Origin of the sequence: Natronococcus pandeyae, from assembly GCF_008122205.1 — an archaeon.
Taxonomy (GTDB): domain Archaea; phylum Halobacteriota; class Halobacteria; order Halobacteriales; family Natrialbaceae; genus Natronococcus; species Natronococcus pandeyae.
Genome location: NZ_PHNJ01000013.1, coordinates 36,601 through 54,602, shown reverse-complemented (window position 1 = coordinate 54,602; position 18,002 = coordinate 36,601). Strand labels below are relative to the sequence as shown.

Here is an 18,002-nt window from a genome sequence, read left to right as displayed (position 1 = left end):
TACCACCTACCACCGAATATGAGTAAAGCAAGTTTCGTCATCCGACGGCTGCTCCAGCTCGGCGTGACCTTCTGGGCAGTCGGAACTGTGTTGTTCTTCCTGTTCCGTCTCATGCCGGGCGATCCGACAGCGTTCGTCGTCTCCGCGCAGATGACGCCGGAGGCACGACAACAGGTCATCGAGAGCTACGGCCTCAACCAGCCGCTGTACATCCAGTACGTGCGCTTCCTCGAGAACGCGCTCACTCTCAACTTCGGACGATCGTTCCACACCAACGAACCCGTCCGGGACGTGATCTGGACGTACCTCCCGAACACGCTAGTGTTGATGTTGAGCGCGTTCGTTGTCGCGTACATCCTGGGGATCGTCCTCGGCGTGCTCAGCGGATGGTACCGGGGATCCAGATTCGAGAAGACGACCGTCGTGACTGCGCTAACCGCGCGGAGCCTCCCCACCTTCTACGTCGGGCTCATCGTGCTGTGGCTCTTCGGCGCGACGCTCGGTGTGATCCCGATGAGCGGAATGGGGACGTCCGGGCAGACGTACGACACGTTCGGGGCGCGGATCTTCAACCTCGACTTCCTGCACCATCTCGTCGCTCCTGCAGCGGTGCTCGCGTTCTACTACATGGGCTACCCGCTTCTGATCATGCGCTCGAGCATGATGGAAGTGCTCTCACAGGACTTCATCGACGTCTGTCGCGCGAAGGGGCTCAGCGAGCGGGCGATCATGTTCAGGCACGCGGCACGGAACGCGCTGCTACCGATCATCACGGCTGCAGCGATTGCGCTCGGCTACGCTGTCGGCGGAAGCGTCCTCATCGAGACCGTGTTCGGGTGGCCCGGCCTCGGACGGGAGATGGTCAACGCCGTGTTGCGGCGCGACTTCCCGGTCGCACAGGGCACGTTCATGGTGCTCGCCGCTACGATCATCATCCTGAACTTCATCGCCGACCTCCTGTACGGCTACTTGGATCCACGGGTGACTTACGACTAACCATGGCAACTCAGGACAAACCATCGATCTTCGCAGACATTGACGACGGAGAGGTCGACCAGGAGGACGAAAGCGTCGACCGGTGGAGACGTAACCTGCGGTTGTGGCGAGAGACGCTCGCGAAGCAGTGGCGCATGCTCACCGACGACCTGATGGTCCGTCTCGCCATGATCACCATCGCCTTCTTCATGATCGTCGCCGTGTTCGCGCCGTTCATCGCGCCGTACCGGCCGCTCAACCGGCAGTACGAGAGCGACGCGGGAATTATCGTGGCCGACTGGATGGAGCCGTCGTTCATGTCCTCAGAGTCGGGCTACCTGCTCGGGACGACGGCCGAGGGATTCGACATCTTCAGTCAACTCGTGTACGGATCCCGGGCTGCTCTATTGGTCGGGCTAGTGGCGGCAGTGTTTACCGCCGGAATCGGCACGCTCGTCGGGCTGACGGCGGGCTACTACGGCGGCAAGATCGACGACATGCTGATGCGGATCGTCGACTTCCTGTACGGGATGCCGCTCCTGCCGACGGTGATCATTCTCGTCGCCCTGCTGGGGCCGAGCCTCTGGAACATCCTCTTGGCGATCATCCTGCTCCAGTGGCGGTCGACGGCACGGGTGATCCGGTCACAGGCGCTGTCGCTTCGTGAGCGACCGTTCGTCAAGGCGGCACAGGTTGCCGGTGCGAGCGACTGGCACATCATCTCCAGACATCTCGCACCGAACGTGCTTCCGCTATCGTTCCTCTACGGGGCGTTCGCCATCGCGTGGGCGATCCTCGCCGAAGCCGGCGTGTCGTTCATCGGACTCGGTGATCCGAACACGGTCTCGTGGGGAACGATGCTGCAGTCGTCACGCGCGTACTCCGCGCTCGACTTCGGTGCCTGGTGGTGGTTCATTCCGCCGGGCATCTGTATCGGTCTCGTGGTCATCAGTGGGTTCCTGATCGGCCGCGGGTACGAGGAGATCACGAACCCAGAGCTCAGATAAATGTCCGTACTCGAAGTTTCAGATCTGGAAGTCTACTACGAAACGGAATCAGCACCGGCGCAGGCGGTCGACGGGGTCTCGTTCTCCATCGAAGAGGGGGAGAACCTCGGGATCGTCGGTGAGTCCGGCTGTGGAAAAACCACGCTCGCGAAGGCAATCATCGGCATCCTCCCGGATGAGGGCTACGTTAACCGTGGCTCGATCGAGTTCGACGGCAGGGATCTCACGGAGATGTCCGAAGCGGAACGCCGTCGATACAAGTGGGAGGAGATATCGATGATCGCCCAGTCGGCGATGAACGCACTCGATCCCGTCTACACGATCCACGAGCAGATCGTCGAGGCGATCGAGACGCATCGCCCTGGAACGGGGCGAACCGAGTCCAACGAGATCGTCGCCGAGATGTTCGATCTCGTCGGTCTCGACCCCGAGCGAGCGGACGACTACCCACACCAGTTCTCCGGCGGTATGCGACAGCGGGCGATGATCGCGATGGCGCTTGCGCTCGAACCGTCGCTCGTGCTCGCGGACGAGCCGACGACGGCGCTCGACGTGATCATGCAGGATCAGATCCTGAAACGTATCGGGGAGATCCAGTCGGACATCAACTCCTCGATGATGGTGATCACCCACGACGTAAGCGTGGTCGCGGAGACCTGCGATCGCGTGATCGTGATGTACGCGGGCAAGATCGCGGAGGAGGGTCCCGTCGAGGAGATATTCGGAAATCCGTACCATCCGTACACGATCGGGCTCAAGCGGGCGTTTCCGAATATCCGGCAGTCGGATCAGGATCTTCTGTCGATCGCCGGCTATCCGCCGGAACTGACCGACCCACCGTCTGGCTGTCGGTTCGCGGAGCGATGCCCGATCGCGACCGACGAGTGTCGGACAGTCGAACCGGAGGCGCAGCAGCAGGGCGATCTCCGGACGTACTGCCACTACGCCGACGAGATAGATGACGGGTTCCGCTCGCGGGCCGACGATCCCGAAACGTGGGAGGAGACGGAGGCAGCTCGGTCCACCCGGTCGGCCGCGGAGGTGAACAATTGAGATGAGTGACGCTGGATCACCTGACGACTCGAGCGAGAACCCGCTCCTTCGAGTGGAAGGGCTACAGAAGCACTTTCAGGTCAACGAGGGGTTGATCTCCAGTGTCCTTCGTGCGGTGACGGCGAAGGAGGCGGACTACGTCCATGCTGTCGACGGCGTGAGCTTCGAACTCGAACACGGCGAGACGCTCGGACTCGCCGGCGAGTCGGGCTGTGGGAAAACGACGACAGGGATGTCCCTCGTGAAGCTTCACGAGCCGACGGACGGTCGGATCGAGTTCAAGGGCATGGACCTCACGGAGCCCGACGACGAAGAACTCGCCGAGTTCCGGCAGAACTCGCAGATGATCTTCCAGGACCCGTTCGAGTCGTTGAACCCCCGCATGACGGTGTACGACACGCTCGCTGAGCCACTGCGGATCCACGACATTGCGAACGAAACCGCTCGCATCCGGCGGGCTCTGGAGTTCGCGGAACTCCAGCCACCGGACCAGTACTTCGATCAGTATCCCCACGAACTGTCCGGCGGTCAACGACAGCGGGTCGCCATCGCTCGAGCGCTCGTCTTGGATCCCGATTTCATCGTCGCCGACGAACCCGTCAGCATGCTCGACGTCTCGCTTCGGGCGGGCGTGCTGTCGTTGATGGAGCGGATGACCGAGGAGTTCAACCTGTCCGTCGTATACATCAGCCACGACCTCTCGCTGCTTCGTCACATGTGTGACCGACTCGCGATCATGTACATGGGCGAGATCGTCGAAAAGGGAGACACCGAGGACGTGATCGAGAACCCACAACACCCGTACACCCGCGCACTCATCAACGCGGTGCCGGTTCCGGACCCCAACGTGGGACGCGAGCGCGTCGAACTCGCGGGTGAGGTCGGGGACGCAATTGACGTCCCCTCCGGCTGCCGGTTCCACGGGCGATGCTCGGAGTACATCGGCGAGATCTGCAAGACCGAGTCGCCCCCGATCGAACAAAAGGTGGAGTTCGACGACGACCGCGAGGTCGCCTGCCACCTGTACGACTCTTGCCAGGACGGGTCGTAGCCCTCGATCGCGCACTCAGTTTTCGCACCGGACGTCGAGCCGTACCGCGGGTGCCGTAACGGCGTACGGGATTCGTGACTTGTGTTTCGACGCGACGCCCGTCACGGTCGATCGCGTCTCACCGATACCGTCGATACTCTCGAGAGCGTCGGCTGTCCAGACGACTGTCGAATCGACGGCGGGACCGAGTTCGCCGTTCTCGACGAGGAATCCCTCGGCGATCGGGAGTTCCACGGTTCCAGCGTCGGGGCGGTCGCCCATGCGCTCTGCGACGTCGTGAGCGTACAGCGAACTCGGCGGCATCGCGCCGCTACGCTGCGTTCGTTCGAACTCATCGCGGTAAAAGGCTGGACCGAAGCGTCGGACGTACACGTCCGCGTCGGCCAACAGCTCGTCCCTGCTCGCCGCTCCAGCGTGGACGTCTAGGTGCCGGTGATGGATTCGCGGTGGCTGCTCGAATCCGATCGCCGGGATCGCGTTGCCGGTCGGGACCTGCCCGGCTTCTGCCGCCGTCGTCGTGTCGTGGAGGAAGGACTCGACTTGCCCCCGGTCGACGAGTCGGACCGGCGTAGTCGGTCGAGCCTCGGCGTCGTACGCCGTGGCGGCCCACGATCCCGCACGGACTCCGTCGTCGATCGTCAACGGAGCATCGGTCAATCGATCGCCCTGCTCGAACGGGGAAAACCCGAACGCTGCCACGTCGGCCGCGAGATACCCGCCGATCTCGTGACACAGTTGTCCGGTCGCCGACGGACTCAACACGACGGTCGATGTCCCCGACGGGGAATCGGCCTCGGCTGCGCTCGCGATCGTACTCGCGTCGCGGTCGATCTCTGCGAACAAGCTCGGGAGGCGGTCGAGAAACGCTGCACCGCGAGTACTGCCGTGGTGACGCCGGAGCTTCGGCCCGTCGACGGGCACCAGCGTCACGTCCACGCTCGCCCGATCGACCGTCGTTCGGACGACGCTGTCCGCGGTCGTCGCGATCGAGTGGTCCACGCGCTCGTCGGCGTACGTTACCCGGGTTCGGTCGAGCGCCGTCTCGACTTCGTCGGGGGCGGCCTGCACGGACGCGCGCTTCTCCGAGAGGGATCGGTCCGCGACCGACTCGCGTGCCCAGCCGTCGTGGACCCCGCGGTGGCTCGATTCGATATCGACGCGTTCGGCGGTCGACTGAGCAAGTTGGTCTCCACCGGTCGTCGCGCGATTTGCAGCGTCGGAGAGGGCCTCGGATGAGAGCTCACTCGTGAACCGATACGCCGCGGAACCGCCGGCAAAGACGCGACACCAGACGCCGGTCGTCGTCCACTCGTTGTCGCTCCGGACCCCGGTTTCCGTGATGACGACTTCCGTCGCACTCCTCGTCGTTCCGCCGACCTCCGCGAAAGAAACCCTGTCGTCCGATTCCAGGATCGTTAGCAGTTCATCGACCGCATCGGCGACGCCCCCCTGTTCGCTCATTGGTTCCTGTTTCCCGGCTCGGAACTTGAATCTTCGTCGCGACGAGGGGGGAAGATCCTCGGGAGCGACAAGACGTCACCCTGCTTTGGACAGACGAGGAGGGTCGATTGGAACGACCCCCACCGATCGACTCGCCGTCAACCAATGTTTTTTGATCCTCGTCTGAGTGTCACTGACATGGACACACTTGATACGTTCGTTGACGCACCGCTCCGCGACGTTCGGCGGGATCTCCATGCGCATCCGGAAGCGGGCTGGAAGGAGTTCCGGACGACGGCGCTGCTCGCGGACGCGCTCGACGAACTCGGGTACGACGTGCTGTTGGGTACGGAAACGGTCGATCCCGACGAGCGAATGGGGGTCCCGCCGACGGACGATGTCGCTGCGGCCCGCGAGCGCGCACGAGACGAGGGAGCGCCGGAGGAGTATCTCGAGGCGATGGACGATATCACTGGCGTCATCGCGACGCGAACGTTCGGCGACGGCCCCGTCATCGGACTCCGGACCGACATCGACGCCCTCTCGCTGCAGGAAGCGATGGACGATGATCATCGACCTGCTCGAGAGGGATTCGCGAGCGGTCATCCCGGCGAGATGCACGCCTGCGGCCACGATGCACACGCAGCGATCGGACTCGGCGTGGCCCGCGAGTTCGCCGAAAACGGGTTTGACGGTACGTTGAAACTCTTTTTCCAGTCCGCGGAGGAGGGGGGCCGCGGTGGGAAACCGATGGCTGAGTCGGGTCACCTCGATGACGTCGACCATCTGCTTGCGGTGCACGTCGGACTCGACGAACCGACCGGGACGGTGTTGTCCAGCTACGACGCACCGCTCGCGAACGCCAAAATCGACGTCACGTTCGACGGAGAACCGGCACATGCGGGCCGCGAGCCGAACGCAGGACGGAACGCGCTCCAGGCGGCGACGGCGGCGATCGGAAACCTGTACGGGATTGCACGACACAGGGACGAACGGACCCGGATCAACGTCGGCCGCGTTAGCGCCGACAACGCACAGAACGTCATCTGTGAGGAGGCAACGATGCGCGTCGAAGTCCGTGGCGGAACCCACGACGCCAACGAATACATGCTCGGCCGTGCCCGCGAGGTGATAGATGGTGCGGCGACGATGCACGACGTTGACTACGAGACGAGCCTCTACGGAAAGACGACGACGTTCGAGAACGATGACGCGGTGACTGAACGCGTCGAAGCAGCGGCGAGCGCGACCGACGCGGTCGATGAGATCGTCAGAAAGGAATTCGGCGGCAGTGAGGACGCCTCGTACCTCATCCGTCACGTCCAGGAGCAGGGCGGCACCGCGACATACCTCGGTATCGGCGCGAGCAATCCCGCGGGCCACCACACGGCGTACTTCGACATCGACGAGACGGCTATCGACATCGGCGTGGACGTGATCGTCGACACGATCGAACTGCTAACCTGAGCCGGCGGCGTTCACGCCGAGCGTCCAAGACGACGAAGTCGTGGTGGCAAAGCGTTCAGATCTCGCCGGGATCCGCGGACGTGGGAACATTGCGGGCTCGCCACACGTCCTGCGGGCGACCGCCGACCGCGTGAAGGACGTGACGTCGAAGCGATCCCGAAGCGTTGCGAGCGGACCGGCGTCGTCGCGTTCGCGTGCGTACTCTACGCCAGTCCGGTGTTTGCGGGCTGTGCCGTCTTCCGTGTTCGAGTCCACGTTCCCTCTCTCGAGGGGGAACCGACAGGAACGTTTCGACGTCTTGTGACGAATCAGCGATCCCGCCGGGCGAACGGTCGTCGATCGTCCGATCACCGTTTCCGCCCGTCCTCGATCCTCGATACGAGAAGGATTAAACGTTCAATCGGTCGATATTCGGGGTATGAACCACGCGAGCGACGAACTGGATCCCGAGCTCGAGGGCGTCATCGAAGCGATTCAAGCGGCCGGTGTCCCGCCCTGGCATTCGCTGTCGGTCGAGAGCGCCCGGCGGATCGAAGACGAGGTGTTCTCGTCCGGCAGTGGACCCGAGATGCGGTCGGTGCGGAATCTGCGGATCGACGGTCCCGGTGGCGACCTGCCGATCAGGGTCTACCGGCCGCACGCCGAGCGTCCGTCGACGCTCGTGTTCTATCACGGCGGCGGCTGGACGCTCGGGACGCTCGACTCCGCGGACGACATCTGCCGGGAACTGGCGGCCCGCGCGGAGTGTCTCGTTCTCTCGGTCGACTATCGCCTCGCACCCGAACACCCCTTCCCCGCGGCGGTCGACGACGCCTACGCTGCTCTCGAGTGGGCGGCCGATTACGCCGACTCTCTGGGGGGCGACCCCGGTCGGCTGGGTGTGGCGGGAACGAGCGCTGGCGGGAACCTCGCCGCGACGACGGCGCTGCGGGCGCGCGACGCCGGGCCGGCCCTCGCCGGCCAGTTCCTGCTGTACCCGATGACCGATCGCTCGTTCGATCGCGACTCGTACCGCGAGCACGGCGACGGACCGTTGCTCACGGAAGAAGGCGTACGATGGTTCTGGAACCAGTACCTCCGGAGTCCGGTCGACGAACACAACCCGTTCGCGACGGTGTTGCGCGCGCCTGATCTCTCGGACGTCGCCCCGGCGACGGTCGCGACGGCGGGACACGACGTACTCCGGGACGAGGGGACCGCCTACGCCGAGAAGCTTTCTAACCACGGCGTTCCGACCGAGTACGACCACTACCCGACGCTTACACACGGCTTCTTCAGTCTGACCGACGTCGAACGGGCCGACGAAGCGATGGATGCGCTCGCCGAGAACGTTCGATCGCGACTGGGGTGAGCGGACTGTCGACCCGAGGCCCGTTCTCGGAACGGCTGAAAACGGTGCGGCGGTCAGTCGACGTCGAACCTCTCTGCTGCAGTTTCTATGTCCTTGCCCCACGTCCGGGGAGGTTCACGAGGTTCGTGTCGTGACCGATGTCTAGGTGGGATAATTTTCGGGTTGACACTCGGTCTCTGTGATTCCCATCGAAAACAGCGTGCTGAATAGAGAGGCTGAACGCAGCAAACCGATCTCGGTTGTTACGAAGAATTTGTGACAACCAACCGGTTGGGAGACTCGATAAGCAGAAAACTATCGCGACCGTGAGCTGCCAGCGGTGTTCTGGAACTCGAGCTGACCGCTGGCCGTAGCTGTCCTGTATGGTGGACATTCTTATAGGCTGGCCGGTGGTTCGGTCTGGGCACGAATGTCTTCCGTTCGAAAGCTACGCTTGCGAACCGGTGGCGGCTCGGGTCTCCTGCTCGGTGGGGTTTCGGCCGGCGCGCTCGGTCCCGCCGGCTGGCCGGCCCAGAGCCCTGGGCTTCCGGGCGGCGTGCTTGCGACCGGCCTCGTGCTCTTCCTGGGGCTGATCGCACTCGGCCTCACAATGGGGAGCAAGTACCTCGCCGACGACGAGGCCGAGTCACCCGCTGCGCTGGTGCTCCCGACGGGCGACGATCCGCCGCGCACCGAGTTCGCCGTTCGACGAAACGAGACCGACGCCTGGCAGTTACACGTCGTCCGTCTCGAGCCCCTGGCGACAGGCGAAACCGGTTCCGAAACGCGGCCGGCGGCAACCGCCCGTGTCGAACAGTTGCAGGCGTCGATCGAGACGGCCGGAGTGGTGGAGCTCTCCCGAGCAGCGTTCCGGCTCACCGAAACCCGCGATGGCGCCTGGCAGTGGACGCTAGTGCGGGCCGATGGCAGCCTCGTCAGCGCCAGCAGCCAGGTGTTCGACGAGCGCGACGCCGCCGGAGCGGCCGTGAGTTACTTGCAAGAACACGGGCCAACGGCCGGAATCGTCGAGATTGAGGGCGCGGCGATCACGTACACCGAGGCGCCCGACGGCTGGCACTGGCGGTTGGTCGACGACGAACGGAACCCGCTGGCCACCGGCGAGGTTGGCTTCGAGAGCCAGGATCGGGCCGCAGACGCCGCCCGAACGTTCACCGAGCGGATCGCTCAGGCGTCAGTGCTCGACATCGAGGGTGTGGGAGTCGAACTGTACGACGGCGACGACGGCTGGGCGTGGCGCGTCGTCGACGAAACCGACGAGATCATCGCCGACGCGGCCGCGACGTTCGAGACGCGCCGGGCGGCCGAGGCCGCCGTCGAGTCGATACTGCCGGAGGTTCGCTCGGCTGCGATTACCGCCGCCGGGGAGCCGGCCTACGAGCGCTACCGGGACGAGACGGGGTGGCGCTGGCGACTCGTCGACGCGACCGATCGGGTGCTCGCCCGTGCCTCCGACGGCTGTTCGGAGGCCGAACACACGGCCCAGGCGACCGCGACGTTCAGCACAGCGGCGCCCGACGCGGACGTCGTCGAGATCGACGGCGCGACCTACGAGTGCTATCTCGCAGCCGCGGCCGAGAACGACGGGACGGCTCGCAGTACAGGAGCCGGGACCGACGACTCCAACGGCGCCGACACCGACGGTGAGGGTAACGCCTGGCACTGGCAACTCGTCACCGAAGACCGCGAGCCTCTCGCCGTGAGTACCGCCTCCTATGCGGATGCGGACGCGGCGGCAGCCGCGATCGACCGCGTGCGTGAGCAGGCCCGCGAGGCGGAGTTACTCGAGTTCGAGACCGCCGTGTTCCAGGTCTACGAGAGCGAGAGTGGGACCTGGCGGTGGCGGTTGCTCGACGAGGACGGCAGCGTCCTCGCCGACAGCAGTGCAGAGCACGACTCGCAAAGCGAGGCCACCGAGGCGATGCTGACGCTGAAAGAGCAGGCGCCCGACGCCGACGTGCTCGAGATCGAGACGGCAGCGTTCGAGCTGTTCGTCACCACGAACGCGGCGTGGCGCTGGCGCCTGATCGACAGCGCCGGCAGTTGCGTCGCCGAAGGGCCGACGTCCCATCCGACACGAGAGCGGGCACGGCACGCAATGGAGCGGCTGCTCGAGCACGTGGAGGCCGACGTCTGCACGATAGACCAACCCGTGTTCCAGCTCGATGCAACCGACGGCTGGCACTGGCGGTTCGTCCGACCGTCGGGCGAGACGATCGCGGTCGGCGCCGAGACGGCACCGACCCGGGACATCCTCGTCGAGCGTCTCGAGGCCGTCCGCGAGACGGCGACCGCCGCACAGGACTACACGCTCGAGGGCGTTACCATCCAGCTCTACAACAGCGGTAACTGGCACTGGCGACTGCTCGATCGTGACCGCGAGGTGCTCGCCGAGTCGACGGGCTCCTACGCCGAGCGCGAGGCGGCGGTGCAGGCGGTCGAGACACTCAAGCAGACCCTCGGGGACGCCACGGTCTTCGCGATCGAGGACGCGGCACTGCGTCTCGACGACACCGATGGGTGGCGCTGGGAGCTCGTCACTCGCGAGCGTGAGCTGCGTGCCAGTGCGAACGAGGCCGCCGCCACTCGGACGGAGCTGATGGCGGCCATCGAGGACGTCCGCCGGCTCGCGCCGCTGGCCGACTCGATCAGTGTCGGAAACGTATCGTTCGATCTCGTCGCGACCGAGGACGAGCGCTGGCGGTGGCGGTTGCTCGACGAGGACGGCGCCACCGTCGTGAGTGGCGCCCACGGCCACGAGTCGAAAGCGGCCGCCAGAGAGACGATTGTCACGGTCCGGGAGCTGCTCGATCAGGCGAGCGTCCTCGATCACGAGAGCGTCACCTTCGAACTGCATACGGCCGCCGACGGGTGGAGATGGCAGTTAGTCGATGCGTACGGCGAGACGATGCTCGAGAGCACACGAACCTACGCGACGCGCACCGCCGCACGCGAGGCGATCGCCGATCTGAAAGCGCAGGCACCCGATGGCGAACTGAGAGTCACTGAGTGAGCCGTCGACAGCTGCTCGTCACGCTGGTACGTTCCCGGCAGCCGAGCCGTCAGGTGGCGGTCCGCGTCGGTGTCTTCCATACAGCCACGGGCCCTTCCTACTGCCACGCTCGAGATCGGTCCTGGTGGCGTGCTGGTCGCCAGAGCCGGGGGACAAAAACGCAGTGAGCCGCTGGCCGACGAGCCTACTGGCGCGTCCGTCGAGTAGGAGCACGTTACCGCGCTTGTGGACGAACTCTCGCTTTCGGAAGCTGCGGCCTAGCGGATGAGGTGTTCGCCGGAACCGGACGTACCAGGACCGAGGGGGTGCCGACACGCCGTGTGCGTCGATGGATCAACTGCGGAGACAGCGGACCTGGCCACCTGGCAGGCCGCCCCTGCGGACCTTCGACGGTAGAGCACGCGTGTCAGATCCGGATGAGTACGTATAGGCAGGTGAACGTGGCTCGGATGGCGGTCCTCGAGATCGACGACGTTTTCGGGGTCGTTGTCGGGGAACACACGTCACGCTCGCAGTGAAAGTTGAAATCCCCTCGGGGTCACGCCCAGGAGCGTTCTCCTATTCAGTGCGGACGGGGCAGGCGCCAGACGCCGTGTTCGGCCATCGTTGCACAGCGGTCGAACACCCCGTTCTCGGGTGACACAGTATGGGGGTCGCGGTTCGTGATGTCGTCGGCCGTGCTCTCTCAGAACAGTTCGAGATCGGCTTACCTGACAGAGAAACCTCGCTTGCGCAGGAACGCTTCAACGCGTCCAGTGTGGTTACCGTGGAGTGTGATCGACCCGACGTCGAGGATGCCGTCGCAGGCGAACTGGGATTGCAGGTCCGAGGCCAGTTTCTCCATATCGACGGTGTTCGGATCGAATCCGGTAAGAACCGTGGTCTGCTTCCCGGATCTGCGCTCGGCAATACGAACGGCGACCGTCCGGCCATCCGTTGTGACGTCCTCACAGAGGCAGCGCGCTGCGAGGGATCGGCATGTCGGACACACACCAGGCATTGTGCTAGCTCGAAAACAGCCGTCACCGGTACAAAAGTAAGCGGTGAGTAGCTGAGACGACGACACTGCCTTTCGTGAGTACACGAGACATCGGACTCAGCCGCTGAAGAGTGGCACTGGATACAGTTTGGGCCGCTACTTGGAGTGTGTTAATGATAAATATACTCTGGTAGACCAGACATATACACTCGTACCTAGTAAAGTCGATACTTCAACCACGGAGACAGCGCCAAACCCGACCAGTCGCACCGTACAGAGCACCGACGCTCGCGAGCCAGCGGAGTCGGCGGAGCGAGTTCGAGTCGGCGGAGCGAGTTCGAGTCGGAGAGTTCGAGTAGAGAGGATCCCGAGGTCGACGTCGTCTCACGGGTCACCGGTGAGAAACACACGTCGGCAGAGACGCCCTCGAGAGGGTTTCAGATCAGTTGGAGCGATCGGTCGACGAGCCGCGGAACCTTGCGAAGCGTGTGACCGGCAAGTAGCACTCCGCACCAGCTGCACTAGCTCTTCCCCCTGAGGGGTCCGTCGACGACCACCCCACACAGGGAGGACGGTGTTCAGATTACACCGATTTGCGAGAGAATCGAACACTACGAAAGCCGATTACCCACGGTAGTATCTGAACACGGCCCACGGAGAGCAGGCAAACAGCTATAATAACTGTTTCCGTAGTATCATTTCCGGAAAGAGGCATGCTCAGAACATGCACCAACTGTGCGGAACCGCTCCCAGCTCACCGGTATCATATTCATCTTTCGACGGGCGAGGTCGTGGAGATCGTTCTCTGTGAGGGATGTCGGTACAAGTTCGTCACCGCAGACTGGGTCGATGCAGTGATCTGACTCGGTGCGCGTAGTCGAGCAACCCGAACGGATGGCCGTTCCTCTGGAAGCCCGACGGTAATAGGCCGTCGATCTCCTGGATTCCGGTCCGGGCACCTTCCTCGTGCGGAATCGTGCTGAGCATGCCCAGCCGCTCGTCTTTCCCAGGGTTCCACCGATCGCCGTGCGTGTAGCCGGCGACCGTCCCGCCGGCCGCCGCGAACGCGTCGGGATCGATCCCGGACGACGAGGCGACGCCGTCGACGGCGACGGGATAGCCGAGTGGTGCGGGGCGCCAGACGTCCCGCACCGCTCGACCGGCCGGGCCCCCGCCAACAGCGGATGGTCCCCGTCCTCCTCCAAGAGGTGGAAGGCGACGGTCTCTTGCGAGGCAACGTCGTCGGCCGAGAGGTCGCACTCCGTAAACTGGCCGGAGGCGGCGATCTCGGTCCCGTATCGCCATGACTCACTCCCGACACCGAAGACCATCGTGTCTCGATGGTTTCGACTCGGTCACGGATGAGGACCGGCGCTCGTGCTGTGCAGTCGCGTCAGATCCCATGGGCTAATCGCGCGCGATTGGTCGCTGTCCAGCGACGACTCCCAGACATCAGTTCTCCCACCTGTTGGTGCTGCTCGGCTGCTACGAATGCCGGGGGGTTGCAGAGAGCCGGGTACGTTCCCCCAGAGTCGGCAGGGCCAGATCACCGGCCAGAGAAACAGTCAGGCCAATTTTATGTGTTAACAGTTACCACGATAGCGTCCCATAGCGCTAGATATGGGGGTCGCTACCATACTTCAAGTTGCGCCCGGTGTCGAACCGTTCGCCATCATGGCCATGCTCGCCCTCGTGGTGGTGGTTGCCACCATCTGGTCGATGGTCGAAATCGTCGATGCCTACGAGCGTGAGGCGCTTACGGTGTTCGGCGAGTACCGTTCCATTCTCAAGCCCGGCATCAACTTCATCCCGCCGTTCGTGAACAAAACGTACACGTTCGATATGCGGACACAGACGATCGACGTCCCGCGTCAGGAAGCGATCACGCGGGACAACTCGCCCGTGACTGCCGACGCCGTCGTCTACATCAGGGTGATGGACGCCAAACGGGCGTTCCTCGAGGTCGACGACTACACGAAGGCCGTCTCGAACCTCGCCCAGACGACGCTGCGTGCCGTCCTGGGGGACATGGAACTCGACGATACGCTCAACAAGCGCCAGCAGATCAACGCCAAGATCCGCGAGGAACTGGACGAACCCACCGACGAGTGGGGGATCCGCGTCGAGAGCGTCGAGGTGCGGGAGGTCAACCCCTCCGGGGATGTCCAGCACGCGATGGAGCAACAGACCTCCGCGGAGCGCAAACGCCGCGCGATGATCCTCGAAGCACAGGGCGAGCGCCGGTCCGCGATCGAGCGAGCCGAAGGCGACAAGCGGTCGAACATCATCCGTGCCCAGGGTGAAAAGCAAAGCCAGATCCTCGAAGCGCAGGGTGAGGCGATCTCGACGGTCTTGCGCGCTCGCGCGGCAGAATCGATGGGCGAACGGGCCGTCATCGACAAAGGCGTCGACGCTTTGACGGCAATCGGACAAAGCGAGTCGACGACGTTCGTCCTCCCACAGGAACTGTCCTCGCTGGTCGGCCGCTACGGCAAGCATCTCTCCGGCAGCGACGTCGCTGAAACCGACGGCCAACTCGAGAGCCTCGAGTTCGACGAGGAGACGCGTGAACTGCTCGGGCTGGATGAGATCGCGGAGATCGTCGGCGACATCGAAGAAACAGTGCTGGATGTCGAGGCGATGGAAGCGGAGGCAGAGACCGTCGCAGACGGTGCCGATCCCGTGACGGTAACAGACGCCACCGACGAGGAAGAGGCGATGGACCACGATCCTGGGAGGGCGTCGTAGCACTCCACGCGCCACCTGCCGTCGGTGTTTGAGCGTGTCCGGGTCCGGTGACGGCTGGGACCCCGGAAGCGGCCAGCGGACGGTCGACGCGTAGCCAGCGGAAGTGAGTACGCGAAGCGCGAACGCGCGGTGTTCGACGGCGGGGACGCTGCGACTCCGGTGATTCGGGAATCCTGGCCTGGCAACTATAGCGCATCGAAGAAGCGGTCTTCGATTCGTTTTCGGATCGCGGCGACGAGTTCGACGTCAGTCTCGGCCTCGGTATCGAACGCTGCCACCGGGAGCTGCCCGCCGGCCATATCGTCGTGTCCACCGACATCGCCAAGATCGCCGAACACCTGTGTAAAATAGACACCGAGATCGAACTCCGGTCTGATCGTTCGCCCACTCAGACGAAGTTCGTCCCGAACGATCCCGCAAACGAGAACGGTATCGATGCCCTCGATGAGGAGCAGAAAGTCGGCTGCTTGGGCCAGTGCGACTCGGTTCTCTAACCGACCGATGCAGGAAACGAGGACAGAGCCGCGTCGCACACGGTTGTGGATTACGTTCCCGATTGCATCGACGCTACTCGGCAGAAAGGAGGCGCCGTACAGGTCGCGAAGCATTCCCACATCAGCACGGCTGTGGAGATAGCTCGTAAGTTCGTACTCACGGTCCGTCGGCTGCTGATAGAAATCGAGTCGCTCTCGGTGGATGCCGAACAGGAGCGCCGACGCGACTCGTGGGGTAATCTCGATATGGGAGTCACGAAAGTATTCGGCGAGGATCGTCGCCGTTGCGCCGTACTCTTCTCGAACGTCGGTGATCGCCGCCGGAACCGGCTGGGCAGACGGGTGATGATCGACGACGAGATCGAGGTGGGTACCCTCCGGAACCGGATTGTGATTCCCGGGGAGGGAGTGATCGACGAACGCACTGATCTCGTTCGAGTACAGCAGCGCCTCCGAGTAACGCTTCGGTTCGATCTCGAAGCGGTCGACGAAGGCGCGGTTTTGCTGGTGCGAGATCGTCCCGCCGTACAGAATATCGACGGTTTCAATGCCGCTTTCTATCGCGAGCAACTCGAGCGCGATCGCCGACGAAAGGGAGTCGGGATCGGGGTCGCTGTGGCAGATGATGGTCAGCGACGACCCCGTTTGCAAGTGGTCCAATACCGTGTTGACCGCCGTCATACACGCCCTTTGGAAGGCGTTCTTGTGAGTCTTTCCCACGATACCACTGATTTTCCAGAATCAGGTCCGTTGCTGCCGACCTGTGGCCGATGGGCCACACCCACTCGGTGACACGCCGGTGCGAGCAAAAGTGGGACGAGATCGCTCAGCTCCGTCGGGTACAGAGGCACCAATCGAGTCACTGACGATGTGTGGCTCGCCTGGGACGACCGGCTCGGAGAAGTTCTCACGGGACCCACACCCAGTCGGCCAGGAGAGCCTGCGCTCCCGGCAAACTTGTCCTTGCCGAGGGAGCGGGCTGGGAGGCCATCGTCACGGTCGATCCCGGACGACGACCCGTGCTCGGCCTGATCCCGCCCGACGACTCGCAAAGCGGTCAAACGCCAGTCTGCCACCAGCCGGACCAGTGGCCATCTAGTACCGCTCTCACGTCTGGCTACGACACGAAGCCCCCATATGCAGCGATACGGAACTACCCACCATGTTCCCGTGGGAGCACGCCGCGGTCGCGTACCTGCTGTACGCCGGCTACGCGCGATGGCACGACGGGACGGCGCCGGCGGGGTGGGCCGTCCTCGTCGTGCTGTTCGCCTCCCAACTGCCCGACCTGATCGACAAGCCGCTCGCCTGGCAGTTCGGCCTGCTCCCGAGCGGCCGCGCGCTCGCCCACTCGGTGTTCGTCGCCGTACCGCTCGTCGTCGTAGTCTTCGCGCTCGCTCGCCGCCACGACACGCCCTCGCTAGGAATCGCGTTCGCGATCGGCTACCTCTCGCATCTTGCGACCGATGCCGTCCCGTTGTATCCGGGCGGCTCGGTAAGCCTCGAAAGCGTCCTCTGGCCGGTCATGATCTATCGGTCGTCGACCGAGCGGGTTGACGACTCTTCGTCCGCGGCTGGGGAGTCAGCTGGTACCGAGGCCTCCGGTGGCGTGTTCGAGCAGACGGCCGACATCTTGCTCGGCGCCTACCCCTCGCTCGTTGCGCTCGAGCCAACCGGGGCGGATCTCGTCGGGTTCGGCATCGTCGTGCTCGCGGGGCTCGTCTGGCTCTACGACGGTCGGCCGGGTATCCGCGAACTCGGGCATGTGATCCGCCGAACAGGTGTTGTTATTCGGTCGTGGTCCGCTTGGAACCGACCGTGAGCGTCGCGAAACTATTCGATTAGGGTCCCCCATTGTTTCGCCGGCGGTAGTACTCCAATCTTCTCGAGGGTCCCGCGCCCAGACACAGCTAACGCCGATACTGGCGAGCGTCCAGTTGCAGGTGGTCTCCCACTGGGTCGCAAATCGGTTGGGGCAGGCGATCGACAGGCTACGGTGCCTCGCAAAAAGTGTGACCGCGGAGTAGGATCCGGTAGCACGCTGATTCGGTCGTGATTCGCTGAGCCGAGTTGCGAACCATCTGCGACGACCGGTGAGACAGTCCTTACAGAGATAACAGGAGAAAGCCCACGGCTTTAGCCGTGTGGAGGACGTCACACAGACCGGTCCGTTTGCTACGGATGGCCCCTCCAATCGCCCGAAAGAAACGGAGTTCATGCCGACAGGATAGCTGGGCGCAGTCACACCGGGCGGGCCGTCGAGAGGCTGCACGCGGTGCGGTCGGCCGCCGGGAACGCCGGAACGGGGGCGCGGCCACCGTAGGTCGGTGGCTCTGGCGTCGCAGTGGCCGCCGGCCGGATCTAGTACAGTGGACCGGTAGCCAACCCGAGTCTACCCATAGCCGAGCGGGCAGGGGACCAGTCGAA

13 protein-coding genes are annotated in these 18,002 nt (G+C 64.0%); 9 read left to right on the top strand and 4 right to left on the bottom strand.

Annotation, left to right across the window (positions count from 1 at the left end; all coding sequences use genetic code 11):
- Positions 1 to 18 precede the first annotated feature (18 nt).
- Genes CV102_RS19455 through CV102_RS19440 form a run of 4 tightly spaced genes read left to right on the top strand, consistent with a single transcriptional unit; the run spans position 19 to position 4,086 of the window.
- Positions 19 to 996 (top strand): ABC transporter permease, encoded by a 978-nt coding sequence (locus CV102_RS19455; protein ID WP_148859699.1) that lies wholly within the window; start codon positions 19 to 21, stop codon positions 994 to 996.
- 2 nt (positions 997 to 998) lie between these two features.
- Entirely contained in the window at positions 999 to 1,982 is a 984-nt protein-coding gene (locus CV102_RS19450; protein ID WP_148859698.1) for an ABC transporter permease, read from the top strand.
- Entirely contained in the window at positions 1,983 to 3,035 is a 1,053-nt protein-coding gene (locus CV102_RS19445; protein ID WP_148859697.1) for an ABC transporter ATP-binding protein, read from the top strand.
- Position 3,036: 1 nt separating this feature from the next.
- Entirely contained in the window at positions 3,037 to 4,086 is a 1,050-nt protein-coding gene (locus tag CV102_RS19440; protein ID WP_148859696.1) for an ABC transporter ATP-binding protein, read from the top strand.
- Between the two features lie 15 nt (positions 4,087 to 4,101).
- On the opposite strand, the gene CV102_RS19435 is transcribed toward CV102_RS19440, so the two are convergent.
- Positions 4,102 to 5,547 carry a metallopeptidase TldD-related protein gene (locus tag CV102_RS19435; protein WP_148859695.1) on the bottom strand — a complete coding sequence of 482 codons (1,446 nt, stop codon included), beginning with the start codon at positions 5,545 to 5,547 and terminating at the stop codon, positions 4,102 to 4,104.
- Positions 5,548 to 5,724: 177 nt separating this feature from the next.
- Here CV102_RS19435 and CV102_RS19430 point away from each other — a divergent pair, with 177 nt between their 5' ends.
- The 3 genes from CV102_RS19430 (at position 5,725) to CV102_RS19420 (ending at position 11,354) form a co-directional block, all read left to right on the top strand.
- A complete protein-coding gene (locus CV102_RS19430) occupies positions 5,725 to 6,993 on the top strand; it encodes an amidohydrolase (protein ID WP_148859694.1) in 1,269 nt (422 codons plus the stop codon).
- Between the two features lie 418 nt (positions 6,994 to 7,411).
- On the top strand, positions 7,412 to 8,344 hold the full coding sequence (locus tag CV102_RS19425) for an alpha/beta hydrolase (RefSeq protein ID WP_148859693.1): 933 nt from the start codon (positions 7,412 to 7,414) through the stop codon (positions 8,342 to 8,344).
- 409 nt (positions 8,345 to 8,753) lie between these two features.
- Positions 8,754 to 11,354: a YegP family protein gene (locus tag CV102_RS19420; RefSeq protein WP_148859692.1), complete on the top strand. Its 2,601-nt coding sequence runs from the start codon at positions 8,754 to 8,756 to the stop codon at positions 11,352 to 11,354.
- Positions 11,355 to 12,060: 706 nt separating this feature from the next.
- Here the strand turns inward: CV102_RS19420 and CV102_RS19410 are convergent.
- Both CV102_RS19410 and CV102_RS19405 read right to left on the bottom strand, forming a co-directional pair.
- Positions 12,061 to 12,354 (bottom strand): stress response translation initiation inhibitor YciH, encoded by a 294-nt coding sequence (locus tag CV102_RS19410; RefSeq protein WP_148859691.1) that lies wholly within the window; start codon positions 12,352 to 12,354, stop codon positions 12,061 to 12,063.
- Between the two features lie 810 nt (positions 12,355 to 13,164).
- On the bottom strand, positions 13,165 to 13,485 hold the full coding sequence (locus tag CV102_RS19405; protein WP_148859690.1) for a hypothetical protein: 321 nt from the start codon (positions 13,483 to 13,485) through the stop codon (positions 13,165 to 13,167).
- 522 nt (positions 13,486 to 14,007) lie between these two features.
- On the opposite strand from CV102_RS19405, the gene CV102_RS19400 reads away from it, so the two are divergent.
- Positions 14,008 to 15,081, top strand: coding sequence for an SPFH domain-containing protein (locus tag CV102_RS19400; protein WP_233710752.1), 1,074 nt, complete (start codon positions 14,008 to 14,010; stop codon positions 15,079 to 15,081).
- Between the two features lie 185 nt (positions 15,082 to 15,266).
- Here CV102_RS19400 and CV102_RS19395 read toward each other — a convergent pair whose 3' ends face one another.
- Complete coding sequence (locus CV102_RS19395) at positions 15,267 to 16,256, bottom strand: DHH family phosphoesterase (RefSeq protein WP_148859688.1); 990 nt, start codon at positions 16,254 to 16,256, stop codon at positions 15,267 to 15,269.
- A gap of 481 nt (positions 16,257 to 16,737) precedes the next feature.
- Here CV102_RS19395 and CV102_RS19390 point away from each other — a divergent pair, with 481 nt between their 5' ends.
- Positions 16,738 to 17,397, top strand: coding sequence for a metal-dependent hydrolase (locus tag CV102_RS19390; protein ID WP_148859687.1), 660 nt, complete (start codon positions 16,738 to 16,740; stop codon positions 17,395 to 17,397).
- Positions 17,398 to 18,002 lie beyond the last annotated feature (605 nt).

Bases quoted from the DNA above. Each gene is read 5' to 3' on its own strand.
- CV102_RS19395 (WP_148859688.1), bottom strand. From the start codon at position 16,256: ATGACGGCGGTCAACACGGTATTGGACCACTTGCAAACGGGGTCGTCG.
- CV102_RS19425 (WP_148859693.1), top strand. From the start codon at position 7,412: ATGAACCACGCGAGCGACGAACTGGATCCCGAGCTCGAGGGCGTCATC.
- CV102_RS19450 (WP_148859698.1), top strand. From the start codon at position 999: ATGGCAACTCAGGACAAACCATCGATCTTCGCAGACATTGACGACGGA.
- CV102_RS19420 (WP_148859692.1), top strand. From the start codon at position 8,754: ATGTCTTCCGTTCGAAAGCTACGCTTGCGAACCGGTGGCGGCTCGGGT.
- CV102_RS19390 (WP_148859687.1), top strand. From the start codon at position 16,738: ATGTTCCCGTGGGAGCACGCCGCGGTCGCGTACCTGCTGTACGCCGGC.
- CV102_RS19445 (WP_148859697.1), top strand. From the start codon at position 1,983: ATGTCCGTACTCGAAGTTTCAGATCTGGAAGTCTACTACGAAACGGAA.
- CV102_RS19430 (WP_148859694.1), top strand. From the start codon at position 5,725: ATGGACACACTTGATACGTTCGTTGACGCACCGCTCCGCGACGTTCGG.
- CV102_RS19435 (WP_148859695.1), bottom strand. From the start codon at position 5,547: ATGAGCGAACAGGGGGGCGTCGCCGATGCGGTCGATGAACTGCTAACG.
- CV102_RS19410 (WP_148859691.1), bottom strand. From the start codon at position 12,354: ATGCCTGGTGTGTGTCCGACATGCCGATCCCTCGCAGCGCGCTGCCTC.
- CV102_RS19400 (WP_233710752.1), top strand. From the start codon at position 14,008: ATGGCCATGCTCGCCCTCGTGGTGGTGGTTGCCACCATCTGGTCGATG.
- CV102_RS19440 (WP_148859696.1), top strand. From the start codon at position 3,037: ATGAGTGACGCTGGATCACCTGACGACTCGAGCGAGAACCCGCTCCTT.
- CV102_RS19455 (WP_148859699.1), top strand. From the start codon at position 19: ATGAGTAAAGCAAGTTTCGTCATCCGACGGCTGCTCCAGCTCGGCGTG.